Here is an 18,481-nt window from a genome sequence, read left to right as displayed (position 1 = left end):
AATCGCAAATTTATAACCTATACTCTATTCCGATAAATGTCATATCGTCTTCTTGTGGTAGGTTTCCGAGGAAGTCATCGACTTGTTGCACAACTGAATTTAAAGTTTCACTCACAGAATTATTTCCATGCTCTTTTAAAATGTGCCAAAGCTTTTCTTCTCCAAATTCATCACGGACATAATTGAATTCTTCAAAAATTCCGTCCGAATATAAAAAGAGTTTATCTCCACGTGTAAATCGAAACTCATCTTGTCTATATTTTACATTTTCATTGATCCCAATTATTTTTCCAGTAGAAGTCAGCTTTTGAATATTACCGTGCTGAACTAAAATCTGGGGGGGATGACCTGCTGCGGCATATAACAGTATGCCGCTAACTGGGTCAATGTCAAGTAGGATACAAGTAAAAAAGGCATTGATGGATTGAAATTTTCTGAGAAACTCATTGTTTAAAATCCCAAGTAAATCACTCGGACTAGCGATATTTGCTTTTAGGCTTTCATATTCACTTTTAATTGCCATTGTAATCAATGCACCCTGGATACCATGTCCCGTTGCATCTGCGAGGAAAATGCGTATTTTCCGCTCATTGACTTGCGTGATGTCAAAAAAATCTCCTCCTACTTCGTCCATAGGACTGTAAAAAGTTGAGATTTGCAAAGAATTAATTCTTTCAAGATTTTTCGGAAGAATGCTATCTTGAATTTTCTTCGCAAGTGCTAAATCTTTTTTTATTTTTTGGAATGATTGATTTAACTCTCTCGTGATTTTCATTAAGTTTTCGTTTAGCGTATACTGTTGGTTTAGCGAAGCATCCAATTCTTTTGTTCTTTCGTTTACTCTTGATTCAAGACTTGCATAGAGTCTTGCATTTTCGATTGAAATGGCTGATTGGGAAGAAATCATTACGAAAAACTCAACGCTGTCTTTTTTGAATGCATAAGAACTTAGATTATTTTCCAAATAAAAGATGCCGAATAGAGTTTGTTTGTGAAAGATTGGAAAGCAAAGAATGGAACGTGAATTATTTTTTATAACATAAGGGTCTTTGGAGAATTGTTCACTCTCAATTGCGTCGTTCAATACAATGTATTCACTGAATCGAATCGTATAATTGATTATTGTAAGCGGCAAATTGCCATTTTCCAACGGTATAGATTGAAGAACGGATGTTTCATTTTTGCCAAAGGATGCTTCTGCTTCTATGAATAATTTCCCTTCTCTTTCTAAAATTAAAACTCCTCTTTCGGCACCTGCATTTTCAATCAATGTTTTAACAAGAGATGCAAGGACTTTCTCCAGAAGTATTTCACGAGAAATTGCCTCTGAAACTTTTATCATTGTGGCTAGATTGAAAGATTCTGTATCGCCTCTTTGCGTGATTACGGATGCTGGGCTTTCTGTTTCGCTCGCCTTATCTTCCTCGTAAATGGTTTCAACAATTCCGGGATAGAGTCTTTCAAATTGCTTCACCTTCGCCATTGCCCCCCAGATATGGTAGTAATAGAGTGCAGAGTTTAAATATGATTTTGCGAGGTTTGGTTTATTTACTCGCATAAAAAATTTTCCAGCAAGTTCATTGGCAAGGGCGATTTCTTGAAGGAAGTCCCCATCCTTTGCTAGTTGAATGGATAATTCGTAGTAGTCTATAGCTAATAACACATTATTTAGAACTCTATTTTTTTCGGCTTCTACTAGATGAAATTTATGCTGAAAGTTAGCGGGGCAGTGTTGCGACCATTTTTTCATTTTACGCTGATTGGAATTTACAGTTCTGAGATATTGTTTTCTCTTTAAGAAATTTACATTTGTGTATTCTTGGAGTAGGCAAAGTGACTGTAAGAATAATAGAACGGGAAATATCGCGAGTGATCGTATTGTTTCGGAGAATCCAACAGCAATCTTTGCATCTTCTATTCCGTCGGCATATTTACCAAAATGAAAATTTAGAAATAAGCTATAAAAATGAAAATAGAAAGCGTTTCCTTTTAGAGATGCTTGATCTATGTCTTTTTCTTCCAGACTATTTTTGGATCGATGTAAAATAGTAACTGGATTTTCCTTTGGATCCATAAGTCCAATCAGTGTTAGTTGAAAAACTTTTAATTGGTATTTTGAGTAGATATGATTGTGATTTTCTAATGTCCTCACTCCATGGTTGAGTTCTTTTTCTAAGGGAGAAAGTTCTTTTCCTACGAAAAAGGAATGAAAGGCATATTGTATTAATCCGTAAAAAGCAAACTCTAAATCTCCAGTTTCTTGCCCACTCTTGTAACATTCCCATAATGGTTCAATCGTGATTTTCAGATGATCTTTCCAGTGGCTAATAAAAGAATTCACCATATGCAAAATCTTAGTTTTATTTTTTATTCCACCTAAATCTTCATAGATGTTTAGAGCAAGTCTTCCAAACTCATATCCTTTATCCACTTCGCCTAACGTTCCACAAAGAATTATTCCATACGCAGAGAAAGAGAAAGGTGTGTATGAAGTGTATCCGTATTTTAGGGAAAGGTAAACATTTTCTAAAATGAGCAAGGGTAATAAATTTGGAGAGGAAAAATAAGCTGCTGAACCAATAATAGACAGCAATCGCATAATAGAAATTATTTTTGGATCAAATACTTGTTTATAATGAATTAATTCTCGAATTTTTTTATTTCTAAGCGCAAATTTGACTTTTGCAAGACTTATTAGAACATGATATAATTTAGGTTTCTTCGGAAAATGAACATCTAGTTCATGTAGGAGACTGATTGTGTTATCAATTGCCTGGGTTGGATTACCGGAAGTAATAAGAAATTTATTCTTAATTTCAAAGACTTTGGCTTTAACGATTAGATCGTTTGTTTCGCCTAACGCTCTATTTAGAAGTTTTTGCATTTCATTGATCTGATTGCTAAGATAAGCACACTCTGCGGCTTCTATATAGGTATTGATTTTTAATTCTTTGGATTCTAAAGTGGAAGATGATTCTAAAAAATAGATTCCATTTATGAAATGTTTGTATGCTAGCTCATACGCAGCCGAGGCTTTCGCCTTTTTACCCGCATTTATATTTAGTTCAACAGGTTTGAATCTTGGAAATTCAGAAGGAAGAAAATCTCTACCCAAATTCAAATGGTTTGTAATTGAAAAGATTTGCTTATTTATTTCTAATTCAGTATATTTATTTAATAGAATCATTGCAATTTTTGCATGCAATTGCATTTTATTTCTATCGCCTAATAATGAGTATGCGGCCGATTGAACTTTTTCGTGTAAGAATCGGTAGGTAATTCCTGACACAATAATAAGTCCAGATGCGACTGCACCAATCAAAGATTCTTCTATTTCGAATTTTTTTTTCTCTGTTATCAGGCATAGAATGTCACTTGTAAATTCATTTCCAAAGCATGCGGCAATTTGAATTAATTTTTCTGTATCTGGATGTAATAGTTTTAAATTAGAAGTTACAATATCGGCCAGGTTATCGCTGACCCTTAGATCTCGAATGGAATCCACATTCCACTTCCAAGTGTATCCGCCTTCTTTTTTTTCAACTGGCTGTAAAAACTTTTCGGTGTATATAAATTTCAAAAATTCAGTAACAAAAAATGGATTTCCGTGAGTTTTAAACAGAATCAAATCAGAAAGTTCTTTGCATTTTTCTTTGGGATAATTTAAAGTTTCCGCTATTAAATTATTAATATCTTCTAGTTTTAAATTTCTAAGTTTAATATTCTGGATTTCGGGGGATATTAGTTTCGCTTCTCTAATAAAGTTTTCTACGGGCGATTGAATGTTTGCCTCATTTGTTTGATAAGCACAAATTAATAGTATGTGTTTCGTGTGCATCGTGTTGAGGAAAAAATATAACAATTGAAAAGACCTTGCGTCTGCCCATTGAAAGTTATCTAGGAATATTACAATCGGATGCCCGGTATCGGGTAACGATTGAACAAAATTTCGAAAAGATAAATGAAATCTATTGGCCATTTCCGCATCATCAATATCTGCAACAGTAGAAAGTTTTCCTGTAATAATTTCTAATTCTGGAATCACATTTGCTATGAGCTTTGCATTGTTTCCAAGACTTTGTAGAAATTTATCCTTGTAGTTTTGAATCTCTTCCATATTCGCTAAGAGAATTTGACGAATGAATTCTCTGAAGGCAGCAATAAAACCGGAATAGGGTATATCACGATTAGCCTCTTCATATTTTCCTGAAATTAAAAATCCATCCACACTCAAAACTTCTTTTCTCAATTCATGAACGAGTATGCCTTTACCTGTTCCTGCATGTCCATTTACAAATATTAATTCGCTAGATTCATGAAGAATTCGCTTAAACGCATCAATCAACGCCTTTTTTTCTTCTTCTCTGCCAAACAATTTAGCGGGTATTTGTAATTTACCCGAAAAATCATTTCTTCCAATTTCGAGCAGGAAGGTATGCTCAGAGTTTTTTTGCATTTCATATTCTAAAATTTTAGTAAGGTCATAGGCAATTCCATTTGCTGATTGATACCTTTTCTCTGGATCTTTTGCTAAGAGTCTTAGAATTAAATCAGAGAGTTTGGTTAGAACTTTTTCTTTATCCGGATAATATGTAATAGCCCGTAGAAAGGGGGACGTTGGCGATTTGGCTATATGAGAATGAATTACATCTAGAGTGTCGCTTGATTCAAATGGAGTTTTTCCTGTCAATAATTCATAGAATGTAATACCAAGTGAATAAAAATCAGACCGATAATCAATAGGTCGATTCATTCGCCCTGTTTGTTCAGGGGAAATATACGGAATACTTCCTTCTAAAAAATCCACCGCTGTGTGCTCAATATTTTCTTTGCTATAGATGGAAGAAATTCCAAAGTCTATAATTTTTATTTTAAGAGTTTCTGGCTGAATCAAAATATTTAGAGGATTAATATCTTTGTGGATAATATTATTTTTGTGAATTTGATTAATAATTAGAACGATTGATAAAAAGATTTCTAGCAAAACTTGGAGACTAAGATTATTATTGCTAATAAATGATCTTAGCGGTATTCCGTCCATATCCTCAAAAATAATCGTATACTGTGTTCCATTTTTTTTTAAGAAATATGATTTTAGAATTCCGTCAATTTGAAGCTTGGAAGTAATTTCAAATTCCTTTCTGTATGCGGCAATTTCTCTGTTAGTCGGAAAATTACTTCGGTGTGTTTTTAGAATAAAAGTAGACTTGGTATCATCGGATACTGCTCTATATATAATAGTATTTTGGTTTTCAAAAACCTTTTCTTTTATTGTAAAACCTTGGACGGAAATCATGGATTATTTTTTTGTCCAACTTCCCTTTGCGACTTCGTAGTATTCTCCCGTTTCCAAATTATTATAATTGGATAAAATAATTTTCTCTTTGAGTTTGTTAAAGTCTTCTTTGGGTTTGTCTGATTTTGTTAAAGATAGAATTCTGGTTTCATAAATTCTTACTCTAGAGTCATTGATTAATTTGGAAACTTCTTCTAATCGTTTCTTTTTTTCGGGAGAGGAAATTTCATCGAGTGTAGACTTGTCGAGAGTAACCGCTGGTTTTTGTAAAAGTCCATTGAGCCCCTCTCCGAGTAATCCTTTCGCCTTATAGGATTTTACTTCTGGAGCTAGATAAGCTATTACACTGAGTAACGCATAATAATCCTTATCCTTAAATTCGCTTTCTTCATAAAGAAGTGCATCCTTTTTCCATTCATCTGATCCCGAAGAAGAAGTCTTTATCGAAGAGATAAGCCATCCATCCTTCTCTAATTCTTTATCCTCACCGACCATTTGCTTTTCGGCAGCCGTTTGAGATTGCGTAAAGGTAATTGGAGGAGGTTTTAAATTTAAAAAACAGTTTATACTCAAAAGCATTAGCATTAGTAAGGTTGCTATAAATCTTTTACTCATATTTTGATACCTCCGATTGTGCTCGATTGAGGAAGTTGGCAAGTGGCATTCTCTCTTGCGAAATTTTATTATTGTCAATGCCCATGAAGACAGTAGAAAGAATCGACCGCTGAAATAAAATGTCAGCGTATACAAGTCCTTTTGATAATTCGACTTCAATTTTATTGATCTGCGAATAACTTCCAATTATCCCATCGGTTAGTAGATTCGGTGGGATCACAATTCGAATAGCACTTTTTCCAAAATCTTCTCCGATTTTAAAAACACTGAAGAATAAATTCAAATTTGCAATTGGATCTTTGAGATTTTTTCCTGAGAGGTTTATATCGGCTTTTATTTTTCCGTCTGCGATTTCTTTTCTAGATTTTGCAGGCAGAAGTTGTTTTAAGTCAATATCTTTGATCTGAATTGTAGCGGCATATTCCATTTCGTCTACATTTGCATTTCCAACGTTAAAAAGAATGTCTTTACCAAAAATGAATCCATCTAAGGTTGAAATCCGCAGGGCGTTTACATTTAGAACATTTTCTTTGTAATCGAGTCTTGCGGCAAATCCCGGTTGCACTCCACTTTCTTGCAAGAATTTAAAAAGATCATTCTGAATATATGGATGCGTGCCGATTACATTTTGAATGGTGAAGTTTGGTGGTAGATTTTGTCCATACGTGCTAATGTATTTGGATTTGTTGCCTTCGATTAAATTTTTTGTAGTCGTAATTTTTAGATTGTGCTCAAACGGAAAATCAAGATTAATCCTATTGATGTAGACTAGATTGCATTGAGTATAATCATTTTCTTTGCACGCGCCTGAGTAAAAAACAAAATTAGTATCCTTAGATGCAAGCTTTCCTCTCGCTATATAATCTTTTAGAGACAAATCAATATTAATCGCGCCGTTCATTTTAATTCCACTTAAAATTTCAACTTGTTTCTCGGAATTGAGAGAAATGGAAGCTGTAAGGGCTGGATAATAAGGACCGAGTGGCGGTTTTTCTTGATTAGCCCGTTTAATTAGATTTCCATTTGCATTTCCAGTCAGAACTCCGCCGAGTGCTGAAAAAGTGAATTTCGAAATTGTAATTTCCCCAGAAATATCTTTTGCAATTTTTACTGAGAAATCAGATTTAAAATCGTTTATATTGATTCCTGGAAGCGTAATTTTAAAAGCTCCATCAATAAGCATTGATTCTAACAAATCTTTGAAATGAATTTTACCATCAAGGGTAGGACGAGAGCCGATTGTTTTTTTTAGTGGAGCGATTTGCTCTTTTAGACTCAAGGGGAGAATTGGAATGAGTCGATTTAAATCAGGAGTTAACGCAAGTTTGTCTACAAACAAATCAAGCTTCGGATTCATGGATAGTTTTCCGTTGATAGAGAGTCCGAGAGCTTCTAGGTATTCTTCATTCTTAATCTTAAGAGAAATGCTTTTAATATTTGCTGATTGAAAGGAAAATTTTTCTCCAAGTGATATGCCGGCTAATAAGGATAAGTCGATATTGTTTAATCCAGACTTACTACCTTTTACTAAATAGTCCAGCGAGTTAATTGACGCATTGACAGATGCATCCAAATCGGAGAATTTATTTCCATTCACAGTGGCTTTTCCTGTGAGCCTGCCTCCGAGTCCAGTTACGAAATTTTTTAGATATAAACTTTTTAGATTTAATAGAACCTGGATTTTCTTTCCATTGTCTATTTCTGCGGAGATATCAGCCAGTAGTGTATTGTAAGATAAATCTGTTTTCAGATTTGCAGTTCGTAGGAGAGGCACGGGATTTTCTTTGGTTGGTTCTTCCCTTGTTGCCAAATCAAGATTAGCCTCTGCGTTTAGATTTAGAAAAGGAACATTGTGAGAGGTATTATTTTGTTGGAAGAGAAGGTCTCTTATTTTTATGTCTGCTTTTGTTAATAGAGAATTCATTTTCCCATTCACTGAAATGGGGGCAAGTTCTAAGTTGCCTCTAAAGTCAAAGTTCGGAAGTCCTGGAATTTGCTTATAAATAGAGGCTACCGGCAATAATTCGATTTTAGATTTATAAATTTGAAGATCAAATTCTCTTTCTTCTGTAATTGCTTTTGAAATCTTTCCCTTTGCCCTTAGCCACTCATTTTTATCAAAAACAATTGCCAGATCGCTCAACTGAAGAATGTCATCTACGGGAATATAGTTCATATCATAGGAAAGATTTAAACCAAATGGCGGTAACTTGCGATTTTTCACAGTGAGTCCGATTTGGTTTGAGCCTAGATTTAATTTTGAATGAAATTCGGGTGGATTTGCCCGTGAATCTAAATTAAGAACAAGCGAGCTTGCAATTGGTTGGTTGATTTCATTGTGATTGTCTTGAAATAAAACTTGTAATTCCTGTGTGGGATTAAGCGAGATTTGAATTGTTTCAAAAATGGAAACGATGCTTGTGTTCAAAGGAATTTTTCTAAATCTTTTTGTTGCGACAAATAGTTTTAAGTATAAATTTTTTTCTTCTGTTAAAAAATACTTTTCGCCTTTTTCTTTTTCCATTCGAAAGCTTAAATCTTCAATGAAGAAATTTACATATGCACTCACCGGTAAATAGAGATTTATCTCTTCTAACGGAGTTGTTTCTGTTGGAGGGTCTTTGGGTTTTGGTTGACCTGGTGGGAAAAGCGTGGCAACGTTTAATTTGCCGCTCTTTTCTAAAATTTGTATGAATGGTTTTGTTAGAGAAATTTCGGAAAGTTTTAATTTGCCAAAGAAAAGATAGGGGAGATTGTATAGAACTGCAAGCCTATCGCAGGATAGAATAACTTGATTGTCGAAGTCAGAGCCAGATCGAATCGTAAGCGATTCAATTTCGATTCCGTAAAGAAGAGAAAACTGATTTACTTTGCCCTGATAGGAACCGGTTGAAAAATTTTGAAAAATATAAGTAAGGAGGTAATTTCCTATAACTCGATTGAATACAGTGTTATAGAGTAGAGTGAGACAGATTAGAAAAATTACTGACTTCTTTTTTAGAAAGCCAGTCAGCATTTTTAAATTTAGGAGTCTCACGGACGGTTTTTTTAGAAGTCAAAGGATTCCAATGCCTCATCTGCGGTTTTGAAAATCTCAAAGATGCTTGCTAGTTTTGTAATCTCCATCAAGTTCTCAATATCAGAATTCAGATTGGCAAATACCATTCTGCCTTTCAACCCATCTACATGTTTGTAGATATTTAAGAAAATACCCAGTCCGGCTGAATTGATAAAAGGAACTTTCTTTAGATCGATGATAAATTTAGGAGCTTTACCTTTCTTGATATACTCTTCAATTTTTTCACCCAATTCAAATTCGTTCCCTGCTTTGATAGGACCTTCGATTTTTATGATGTGGACATCGTTTTTTAAGACAACTTTTATTTTCATAACCCTAACTATTTAAATTAAGAGACAAGCTCTTTTACCTTATTCTTTGCCTATAGGCAATCAATTAAATTTGAACAGTTTACCTAGAGCAATGCAAAGTTAATGGCAGATTACTCGGTTTACTAAACTGGAAAGACCGTTTTAAGTGAAATCAACAATGATTTTTCTTATTCAGAACGGTCTATAAATCGAATACAATTGATTTATATTCATAGAAGTAAAGTATTTTTTAAATTGATTGTCATTTTTTATTCTCATTTCTAAATGACAGCAAGGGACAACAGTCAAGTAAATGAAATCAAAAGTAAAAGAGGCTCTTCTATCTTTCATAATTTTATTTAGTATATTAATTCCTTATTCTCTGACTGTTTTTTCCTCGGACATTGCATTCGAAAGAGAAGTCACTTTTTGCAATTCAGAATTAAATGCAACGGTTTATAGAGGAAATGACTTTCTATTTTCTGAGTTTAACGACGACATCGAAAAGATTAGTCTCACTGAGTTATTTTCTTTTTGTTTTTTGCGAAGAGAAGAATTTCTTTCTCTAGCACTTCGACAAAGTTTTTCACTCTTTCAGAAAATCCCATTCAAACTTCTAAGTATTCCTCCTCCCTCCTTTTCTTGAAAAATCGATAGCAAAGAATCAGTTGATTTACCAAGAAATAACATTCTTATCCCTTAAAATCAGCTATGTTTTTTTTGAAATAATTTTTAAATATTCTTAAGGAATTAAACTATGAGCTTTTTACACATTTTGATTGGTTCATCTCTATTCTTACCCTTTTTTCTTGGATGGAAATTGGGCAAAGACTTTTTTGGACTAGACTTTCCAATATTCTTTGGTCTTTGCCTGCAAGCGTTCTTGGGAAATTTTATTCTTATATATGCTAAGTCCGATGAAAGCAAAGATAAGCTAAAAGTAATGATCGGGTATTTGTTATTTTTTACCGGTCTCTCAGGCTCTTTTCTTTCTGGCAAAAGTATTTGGCTTCCGGTTTTTTGGGAAGTGTCAACACTGGGAGCAGTTTTACTTTATTTTGGACAGGGATTTCATGAGAAAGCGGTTAAGAGTGTTTTGGCGCTATTCTTAGCTAGCTGCACTTCTATGGTGTTTATTGCTTCTTGGGTTTTTCTGCCGGAGGGTAAGGCTGGTTATGCGTTCTTAATGATAGGCTTATTAATTAAATCAGCTTTTTCTCTTGCTCATATTTGGTATCCGGAAGCGCATATAGGCACTCCCTCTCACGCTTCTGCATCTTACTCAGGGCTAATGTTAAATCTCCCCTTGCTCTTATTTGTGCGATACGTTATGGGTTGGTGGAATGAAATTCCTTATAGTCATTTGCTGATTCCATTGGCGGGTGTGGGAGTTTTTATTGGCGGCTTGGCTTCCTTTTTTAGCAAGGATGTAAAGAAGTCTCTTGCTTATAGCACAGTCGAAAAAAGTAATCTAATGTGTTTATTTCTTTTTGTTGCTTCGTTTTGGATTGCTAGTGATGTAGAAGAGTATTCTTCTCTTGGAAAATCTTTTCTAGTTTTGTTTTATTTAATGCTATTACACCATTCTTTTTCAAAGACATTTCAATTTCTTGCCATTGGTTATCTTTGCAAAAAAGCAAAAACAAATGTTTTGGATTTATGCAAAGGAGTAGGACGAGTATCCGGACTTTCTAGTTTAGAATTGGGATTTGGAACACTTAGCTTTGCTGCTCTTCCCGGTACAATTGGATTTGTGGCAGAAGGAACTTTGCTTTTTCTAATTTCGAAGACGATTGATTTATCCAATTTGGATGATTCGGTTTACTTTCTATTATCTGTTGTTTTAAGTCTGACTGGACTTGTGCTTGGAAGTGCAGCGCATATTCGTATGTATCTTCCGATGGTTCTTTCGATTCCTGATAAAAAATTAGCAGCCGAAATACAGTTAAATAAATCTCCCGTTCCGAGAGGAATTTCTACCTCACTCCATGCTATTGGAGCAAGTATTTTTATGATTCCGATTTTACTAATAATTCCATTATTTGTTATGAATCGATTTGTTACTTGCAGCGCAAATTCGGCGTATGAATGCGTAAATATCCTTTCAGGAAACGGAGCTATTCTAGCTAATTGGATTCCTACCTTTTTGTTAACTTGGCTTTATAAGCTAAGTTTAATTTCGATTGGGATGACAATTCTTTTTGCAAGTCTAGCCTTCTTTCGATGGTCGCATAAAATTCAGAAGCGAAGAAGTTGGGACTGTGGAAATAATTACGGTGGAGCTGAACTTTCTATACCTGGTTCAGTCATTTCAGATCCGGTTTATAACTCATTCGGAAGATATTTTATTGATAAGCGAGGTGAGTTGTATTTCGACAATGCGATTAATAATGCGTTAATCTCATCTCTGGGTCTTGGAAGATTTTGGATTGGTAAAGTGGAAGCAGGAGAAATTTCTTATTACTTATTATTTACGACTGTCTCGTTTTTGCTATCACTATTCTTCATTATTGTTTTAAAGCTTCATATATAATGTCATAGTAAAATTTTATAGGAATAAACATGGAAAAACTAAACTATATTATCCTCTTTTTAATTTTTATCATCTTTCCCATTATTGCAGGTGGAATTATTCGTAAAGTGCGTGCAAGGGCGCAAGGAAGAAAAGGTCCGCCGCTTCTGCAAAATTTTTATGACCTCCTTCGGTTTTTACAGAAAAAACCAGTCGATGGTTTTAATTCTGGTTTCTTTTCAGAAGTTTCTCCTGCTCTTGTTTGTATTTCAGGAATTCTTATGTGGTCAATTGCGGTATACGAGTGGATGCCGTTCATTTTAATTCCATTTTTTCTAACATTACAAAGAATTGGAACAACAGCCTTTGCAATGGAAACGGGCTCCTCCTTTGGAGGACTTGGAACTTCGAGAGAAATTCTACTTTCGATTTCTTCTGAGCCTATTTTACTTATAAGCATTCTTGTTTCGCAAAGTAAAATGCAGCTTAGTATTTCTTTTGTTGGAGTAATTGTCGGTGCATTGTTTCTAGGTGCGCTCATGGTTGCTGTGCTTGCCGAGCTTGCAAGACCTCCCTTCGACGATCCAAGAACTCACTTAGAGCTTACGATGGTGCACGAAGCGATGCTTTTGGAAGCTTCTGGAAAAACAATGGGCTTATTCGAATTAGGCTACCAATTAAAAATTTCAACTCTATTTGTTCTCGTTGTAAGAATTGGACTTGAGCATTCTAAATTTGCAGACAATGAAATTTCAAAATCTACAGAAAATATAATAGCGTTCTTTGGGGCAATACTTATCGCAATAATGATCGGGTATTGGGAATCAATTAGTGTTAGAAGGAAATGGGCATGGATACCGGAGGTAATGGGGATTACCCTGTTATTCATTTTGGTTTTAGGAACTCTGGTGAAATTATAATGAGGATAAACATGATTACATTCAAAAGGATTAGAACATGGTATTAGACTTTTTTGATTTAGTATATTTATTATTGGTTCTAACGGGAATTATTATTCTTGTGGAAAACAGGAAAGAGAGAATTCTATATTTGATCTCTTTGCAGGGGTTACTACTCGTTATCCCTATATTTCAATTGCATGGTTTTTATGAATTCCATACTTGGATTTTGGTTGCGATGGTGTTGATTTTTAAAGCAACACTGACTCCTTATATTTTGCTCTGGTCGATTAAGAAAAGTAAGATGAATGTTCATACAAAACCCCGTTTTGGTTTTTTGGCAAATTTCTTCTTCTTTATTTTTGGACTCCTTGCTTCTATTGGAGTAGTCAATGGTTTAGGAGAATTACCACAGGGTATTGATAAAATTGGAGTCATCTATGTGTTTTTGTTGATGTATCTAGGAGTGATTACTTTTATTTCAAGAAATCATTGGATTGTATTGATTTGTGGTTTTATTATGATCGAAAATGGAATCTTTCTATTAACGCTGATTTTACATAACGGTCTTCCTTTTGGAATCGAATTTGGAGCATTTACTGATGCTTCGCTTGTGATTGTGGCGGCAGCTGCACTACAAATTCGAGGAGATTCTATTAAAAAAATGGGAGACAATTCACTATGGACTTAGGTATACTGAGCATAATTACAGGAATTACTTTTCTATTAGTTTTTTTGAATTTGCTATTTGCATTTACAAAGAGTCAGGAAAAGGTTAATTATTGGGCAGGACTTGTTATTTTATTATTCATCGTGGTTTTGATGTCTTGGTGGATGGAGGATATTGCCTTGCAATGGGTTTTAATTGAGGCTACTACTTTGTTTGGCGCACTTCTTATTTCGATGAGTCGGAATGAAAAATCAATCGAAGTGGCATGGAAGTTTTTGCTTTTAAATTCTTTTGGATTAAGTTTGGCATTTATAGGGATAATCATTGTTAGCTTTGGTATTCATTCGCAAGTAACCACTAACGGCAATGAAATACTAGCGCAGATAAATTCCCATCAAAACCGACTTGTTGAGACAGGGATGTGGCTAGCAATTTTTGGATATAGCGCTAAATTAGGATTATTCCCAAATCACTTTTGGGTAAGTGATACTTATGCAGAAAGTCCAAGCCAGATTTCCTCTGTCATATCCTGTTTGTTTCCTGCAACTGTAGGAATTGCAATGAGAGCATTTATTAAGATGGATTATCAGTTTTCAAATCCTCATTTTAGTTCTGCGAGCGGGCTTTTGATTCTAGGAGTTGTCACAATGTTTTATAGTCTCTGGACGTTGAATCAAACAAATGATATTCGGCGGATAACAGCACAGATTGCTTTATTTCACAGTGGTGCATTGGCTGTATTCATTTTCTTAAATCCACCGGATGAAGTATTTTATTATACCCTCTCTGCAAGTGTTACTGTTAAAGCGTTGTTATTCTCTGCGATGGGAATTTTTAGAATAGATGCTGGGACAAGAGAACTAACAGAGGTTAATCCAGAGGAGGGATTAAATCGATGGTCAACGGCACTTTATATTTTTTCTTTAGGAATGGCATTCGTAATTCCTTTTTCTCCTTTTTTTGTTGCCGATTTGCTTCTTCTTAAAATTGGATTTGTGAGTGAAAAATTTTGGATTATAATTGTGCCTATACTCGGACTAGTTTTTTTTCTTGTTGCACTTAACAAGCTATTGCCTCTACTCAATATTAAGTCGAGAGAGTTCTTACCGCAATACAATCGAACTTTGCGAATTAGGATGATGCTTACTTTTCTAATTTTGATTTTAGCTTTGGCGATAGGTGCTTATGGAGTATACAATCTCTCTAATGGAGGATTTTCCAATGCCCAATAATCTGTTTGATTCATACGAAATTGTAACTGGCTTATTTTATAATAAGCGAACATCATCTTATTTCAAATTTTTGCAAACGAATGATTCTGTGAAAATGGTTCCGGTGAAGGAAGTAAAGTTTAAAGAAATTATAAAACAAACTCGTTTTCCTATGTGGCTACTCAAGCATAGCCTTGGAGTGAAGGGTGGCGAAGAAAATTATTCGGAAGTCGATATACAGTCTCTCAGGAATAGCAATGAAAGAAGACGTTTAGAACTAGATCGCTCGATGGTCGGAAATTCAGAAATTAGAGATTTGAACTTTAGAGGAATTTCTGTAAAGGTAACGCCGGATAGTTACTCTCATGCTGTAGGTCCGATTCATGCGGGTATCATTGAGCCGGGTCATTTTCGATTCAGTGTGACTGGTGAGAACATTCAGCATTTGAATATACGTTTAGGATTTCAAAAGAGAAATATTTTGGATCTATTGAAAGGAAAATCTCCATTAGCTGCATTGCCTGTAGCCGAAGCAATATCGGGAGACACAGCGGTTGCCTATGCGACTGCGTTCTCTCGAATTTATGAAGAGGCAGCAGGTTTAAAAGTATCAGATGAAGTTAAGCTAATTCGAATGGTCTTGCTTGAAGTGGAAAGAGTTGCCGTGCATATTGGTGATCTAGGAGCAATGGCTGGAGATATTGGGTATTATCCGCTTTTAGGTGTTTGCGCTACGGATAGAGGGGTTCCTCTTGGCGTCATGGAAACATTGACTGGGTCTAGATTCGGTAAAGCTGCAATTTTTCCCGGGGAAGTTAGACTCAATAAAAACTTGAATCTTTCTGTTTTAATAACGTTAGCGGCTAATCTAATTAACTGCTTTCGTCGAGTAGAGTATCAATTTATGAGGGCTGTCAATTCTTCCACAATTCGAGAAAGGTTAGATGAATGTGGAAGGCTTACAAAGATTCAAGTTTTACACAACAGTATTATTGGAATGCCTGCTAGAGCAACGGGGCTAAGAATGGATATGCGCTATTCCGAACCACTTTACCAAACGGCAAAGTATCCACTTGATTTGAATTTAGAAAGAGAGCATCTGAATGGAGATGCATGGGCGAGATTCTATCTGCGATTTTTGGAAGTAAAAAATTCTATTGCTTGGTTAGAAAAAATTCTTCCCGAATTAGATACAACCAAAGCGGGTAAGGGTGATTTGCTTGTGCAGAAGGCAAATAAATTTAAACCAGGAATTTATTTCCAGAGTGTAGAAGGCTGGCGCGGATCGGTTCTAGTGGCGCTTGATATTAATGCTAAAGGACAAATTGGAGAGGCTTATATTAGAGATCCTTCCGTTTTGAATTGGCATGCATTAGAACTTGCAGTGAGAGGAGAGTTAATTGGTGATTTTCCGCTCAATAATAAATCGTTTAATTTAAGCTATGTGGGGTTTGATCTATAATGGGAATTTACGAAATAAAAAACTTATTTAAGAGACATACGACGATGGACTTTGATAAGGCATCGCCGGTAAATCAGAATGCAAGGGGCGTTCCAGTTCCATCCAAAGCCGCAACTGTTGGAACCTGTAAGAGCTGCAAGGCTTGCGAAACAAATTGTCCGACCAAGGCAATCGAAGTTAAATCGGATATAGAATTGAACTTTGATTATGGTGCTTGTCTTCAATGCGGAATTTGTGTAAATATTTGTCCTTCTCAGAAATTAGAAAATTCTGGACTTGTATATGCATTTACCTTTAACCGCGACGAATTAAAAATTTCTTATGTCAAGGGAGATTTTGTTCCAAAGGAATTTCCTACTCCAGAAAATGTTGGCGTATTTCAAAAGCTAACAAAGACAAGAGGTTTTAATTACAGGGAAGTTGCCGCTGCCGGAAATAATAGCGTTGAATGGGAATTAGGCGCTAGCTTCAACAACTTCTTTGACTCAGAAGGGCAAATGGTTAGAAGTGTTGCTTCCCCAAAACATGCAGATGCTGTTTTATTTTCTGGACCGGTAAGTGAGAATATGGCGGGACCTTTGCAAACAGCTTGGGATTGTATGCCAGAGCCGAAAGCTTTAATTGCAGCAGGCACAGAGGCAGTCTCCGGCGGAATCTTTCCAATGGGTAAAAGACCTAAAGAGCCGGATTTATTTATCGGAGGAGATCCACCACGACCGGATGTTATGTTAAATGCATTTCGCTTTTTAATGGGACAGTTTAAGTATTCGTTTCAATTTGCTTTAAAAGATCGAATTGCAAAGTTGAGGGAAACTAAATAGGAGACTTTATGGATAACAAGAATATACCTCTAGATGGTATTGCAGGTTTAAAAGAAAATTGGAAGTCGGACATGATGTCTGGCTTTATCATTTTTCTAATTGCATTACCTCTTTGTATAGGAATTGCACTCGCATCAGGTGCGCCACCAATGGCCGGTCTTTTTGCCGGTATAGTGGGTGGTATCGTTGCCTCCTTGCTTGGTGGCTCTTACGTAACGATCAATGGACCTGCGGCAGGGTTAATTGCTGTTGTGGTTAATTCCATTAATGTGCTTGGAGGTGGAGATGCTAAATTAGGATTTGAATTAACATTAGCCGCTATCGTGATTGCAGGGCTACTTCAAATTATCCTCGGTCTCTTAAAGGCAGGAAATTTAAGTGTATACTTTTCTGGGTCGGTTATTCATGGAATGATGGCGGCAATTGGGATAATTATTATTTCTAAGCAGATTCATGTAATGCTTGGTGTTACTCCTCAAGCAAAATCAATCATGGGCTTACTTGCTGAAATTCCTTCCAGTGTAATGAAATTAAACCCTCAAATAACTTTGATTGGAGTCGTTGGGATTATTATACTTATAGTGCTTCCAATAATTAAAGCAAGCTGGGTAAAAAAAATTCCAGGTCCACTTGTAGTTGTATTAGTGGGAATGGGGATTGGGCTTTATTTTGATTTAGAAGACCAACATACATTTACTTTTTTGCAACAGACCTATGAAGTTGGTCCGAAGAATTTAGTAAATCTTCCTGCCCATATTTCAGACGGTTTTACTACTCCGAATTTTTCAAAAGTCTTTACATTAGATTTTTTCTTAATGATGATTACCATTATGTTAGTAGCGAGCATTGAATCTTTATTAACCACTACAGCAATTGATAAATTGGATCCATACAAAAGAAGTAGTAATATGGACAAAGAATTAATTTCTAAAGGCGCTGGAAATTTTATTTTAGGAATGATAGGTGGTCTTCCCATTATTGCAGAAGTAGTGAGAAGTTCGGCTAACGTGAACAATGGAGCAAAGACTAGATGGTCAAATTTTTTCCATGGTGTGTTTTTACTTATCTTCATATCTTTGTTTCCGGCAGTATTGCATGAAATTCCTCTGGCTGCGTTAGCCGCTATACTAATCATGGTAGGTTTTAAACTTGCATCTCCAAAGGAGTTTATTCATACTTATAAGAAAGGAATTGATCAGTTTATCGTATTTATAATTACGATTATTCTTACATTAGTTGAAGATCTATTGGTTGGAGTTGCGGGTGGTATGGTGGCTCAAGTTCTGATTTTGATTTATTATGGTTTGCCAATCAAAAACATTTTAAAGGCTGATTTTACGGTTCAATCGGAAGGTAAAAATCATAGACTTACAATCAACAAAGCATTAGTTTTTTCCAATTACATATTTATAAAACATGCATTGTATGGTTTACCCTTAGGTGAGCAAGTTACTATTGATCTTTCAAACGTTACTGTTATTGGACACGCGGCTCAAGAGTATCTTGCCGATTTCACATTGTATTATGAAGGCAAAGGTGGAAAGGTATATGTGGAAGGTCTAGATGAACTGACTCCAATTTCAAATCATCCAAATGCAACAAGGAAGTTAGTGGCAAAAAAATAAC

The 18,481-nt window shown here is 35.3% G+C and carries 12 protein-coding genes; 8 read left to right on the top strand and 4 right to left on the bottom strand.

Features of this window, described 5'->3' with window-relative positions; all coding sequences use genetic code 11:
• Positions 1 to 10 precede the first annotated feature (10 nt).
• The 4 genes from IPH52_16900 to IPH52_16885 are packed head-to-tail and all read right to left on the bottom strand — an operon-like array spanning position 11 to position 9,301.
• Positions 11 to 5,296 carry a SpoIIE family protein phosphatase gene (locus tag IPH52_16900; GenBank protein ID MBK7056687.1) on the bottom strand — a complete coding sequence of 1,762 codons (5,286 nt, stop codon included), beginning with the start codon at positions 5,294 to 5,296 and terminating at the stop codon, positions 11 to 13.
• A gap of 3 nt (positions 5,297 to 5,299) precedes the next feature.
• Positions 5,300 to 5,911, bottom strand: a complete 612-nt coding sequence (locus IPH52_16895; GenBank protein MBK7056686.1) for a DUF1318 domain-containing protein — start codon at positions 5,909 to 5,911, stop codon at positions 5,300 to 5,302.
• Positions 5,904 to 8,927, bottom strand: coding sequence for a hypothetical protein (locus IPH52_16890; protein ID MBK7056685.1), 3,024 nt, complete (start codon positions 8,925 to 8,927; stop codon positions 5,904 to 5,906). The genes IPH52_16895 and IPH52_16890 overlap by 8 nt, the downstream gene beginning before the upstream one ends.
• Positions 8,928 to 8,959: 32 nt before the next feature.
• Positions 8,960 to 9,301 (bottom strand): STAS domain-containing protein, encoded by a 342-nt coding sequence (locus tag IPH52_16885; protein MBK7056684.1) that lies wholly within the window; start codon positions 9,299 to 9,301, stop codon positions 8,960 to 8,962.
• Positions 9,302 to 9,593: 292 nt separating this feature from the next.
• On the opposite strand from IPH52_16885, the gene IPH52_16880 reads away from it, so the two are divergent.
• The 8 genes from IPH52_16880 (at position 9,594) to IPH52_16845 (ending at position 18,480) form a co-directional block, all read left to right on the top strand.
• Entirely contained in the window at positions 9,594 to 9,926 is a 333-nt protein-coding gene (locus IPH52_16880) for a hypothetical protein (GenBank protein MBK7056683.1), read from the top strand.
• Between the two features lie 111 nt (positions 9,927 to 10,037).
• Positions 10,038 to 11,813, top strand: coding sequence for a formate hydrogenase (locus tag IPH52_16875; protein ID MBK7056682.1), 1,776 nt, complete (start codon positions 10,038 to 10,040; stop codon positions 11,811 to 11,813).
• A gap of 29 nt (positions 11,814 to 11,842) precedes the next feature.
• Positions 11,843 to 12,712 (top strand): NADH-quinone oxidoreductase subunit H, encoded by an 870-nt coding sequence (locus tag IPH52_16870; GenBank protein ID MBK7056681.1) that lies wholly within the window; start codon positions 11,843 to 11,845, stop codon positions 12,710 to 12,712.
• A 37-nt stretch (positions 12,713 to 12,749) separates the two neighbouring features.
• A complete protein-coding gene (locus IPH52_16865) occupies positions 12,750 to 13,382 on the top strand; it encodes a formate hydrogenase (protein ID MBK7056680.1) in 633 nt (210 codons plus the stop codon).
• The gene (locus tag IPH52_16860; GenBank protein ID MBK7056679.1) at positions 13,373 to 14,593 is read left to right on the top strand and encodes a formate hydrogenase; all 1,221 of its coding nucleotides are present in this window, start codon (positions 13,373 to 13,375) and stop codon (positions 14,591 to 14,593) included. The genes IPH52_16865 and IPH52_16860 overlap by 10 nt, the downstream gene beginning before the upstream one ends.
• On the top strand, positions 14,583 to 16,034 hold the full coding sequence (locus IPH52_16855) for a metal (Ni/Fe) hydrogenase large subunit (protein ID MBK7056678.1): 1,452 nt from the start codon (positions 14,583 to 14,585) through the stop codon (positions 16,032 to 16,034). Before IPH52_16860 ends, IPH52_16855 begins: the two co-directional genes overlap by 11 nt.
• The gene (locus IPH52_16850) at positions 16,031 to 16,855 is read left to right on the top strand and encodes a 4Fe-4S binding protein (protein MBK7056677.1); all 825 of its coding nucleotides are present in this window, start codon (positions 16,031 to 16,033) and stop codon (positions 16,853 to 16,855) included. The genes IPH52_16855 and IPH52_16850 overlap by 4 nt, the downstream gene beginning before the upstream one ends.
• 8 nt (positions 16,856 to 16,863) lie before the next feature.
• Positions 16,864 to 18,480, top strand: a complete 1,617-nt coding sequence (locus IPH52_16845) for a SulP family inorganic anion transporter (GenBank protein ID MBK7056676.1) — start codon at positions 16,864 to 16,866, stop codon at positions 18,478 to 18,480.
• The last annotated feature ends 1 nt before the right edge of the window (position 18,481 follow it).

The organism is Leptospiraceae bacterium (assembly GCA_016708435.1).
Lineage (GTDB): Bacteria > Spirochaetota > Leptospiria > Leptospirales > Leptospiraceae > UBA2033.
Note: the sequence above shows the minus strand (reverse complement) of the source record. Positions and strands in the feature narration are given on the sequence as shown.

Excerpts from the sequence above, each read along its gene's own strand:
- IPH52_16885 (MBK7056684.1), bottom strand. The coding sequence starts at position 9,301 with ATGAAAATAAAAGTTGTCTTAAAAAACGATGTCCACATCATAAAAATC.
- IPH52_16870 (MBK7056681.1), top strand. The coding sequence starts at position 11,843 with ATGGAAAAACTAAACTATATTATCCTCTTTTTAATTTTTATCATCTTT.
- IPH52_16895 (MBK7056686.1), bottom strand. The coding sequence starts at position 5,911 with ATGAGTAAAAGATTTATAGCAACCTTACTAATGCTAATGCTTTTGAGT.
- IPH52_16880 (MBK7056683.1), top strand. The coding sequence starts at position 9,594 with ATGAAATCAAAAGTAAAAGAGGCTCTTCTATCTTTCATAATTTTATTT.
- IPH52_16860 (MBK7056679.1), top strand. The coding sequence starts at position 13,373 with ATGGACTTAGGTATACTGAGCATAATTACAGGAATTACTTTTCTATTA.
- IPH52_16875 (MBK7056682.1), top strand. The coding sequence starts at position 10,038 with ATGAGCTTTTTACACATTTTGATTGGTTCATCTCTATTCTTACCCTTT.
- IPH52_16865 (MBK7056680.1), top strand. The coding sequence starts at position 12,750 with ATGGTATTAGACTTTTTTGATTTAGTATATTTATTATTGGTTCTAACG.
- IPH52_16890 (MBK7056685.1), bottom strand. The coding sequence starts at position 8,927 with ATGCTGACTGGCTTTCTAAAAAAGAAGTCAGTAATTTTTCTAATCTGT.
- IPH52_16845 (MBK7056676.1), top strand. The coding sequence starts at position 16,864 with ATGGATAACAAGAATATACCTCTAGATGGTATTGCAGGTTTAAAAGAA.
- IPH52_16855 (MBK7056678.1), top strand. The coding sequence starts at position 14,583 with ATGCCCAATAATCTGTTTGATTCATACGAAATTGTAACTGGCTTATTT.
- IPH52_16900 (MBK7056687.1), bottom strand. The coding sequence starts at position 5,296 with ATGATTTCCGTCCAAGGTTTTACAATAAAAGAAAAGGTTTTTGAAAAC.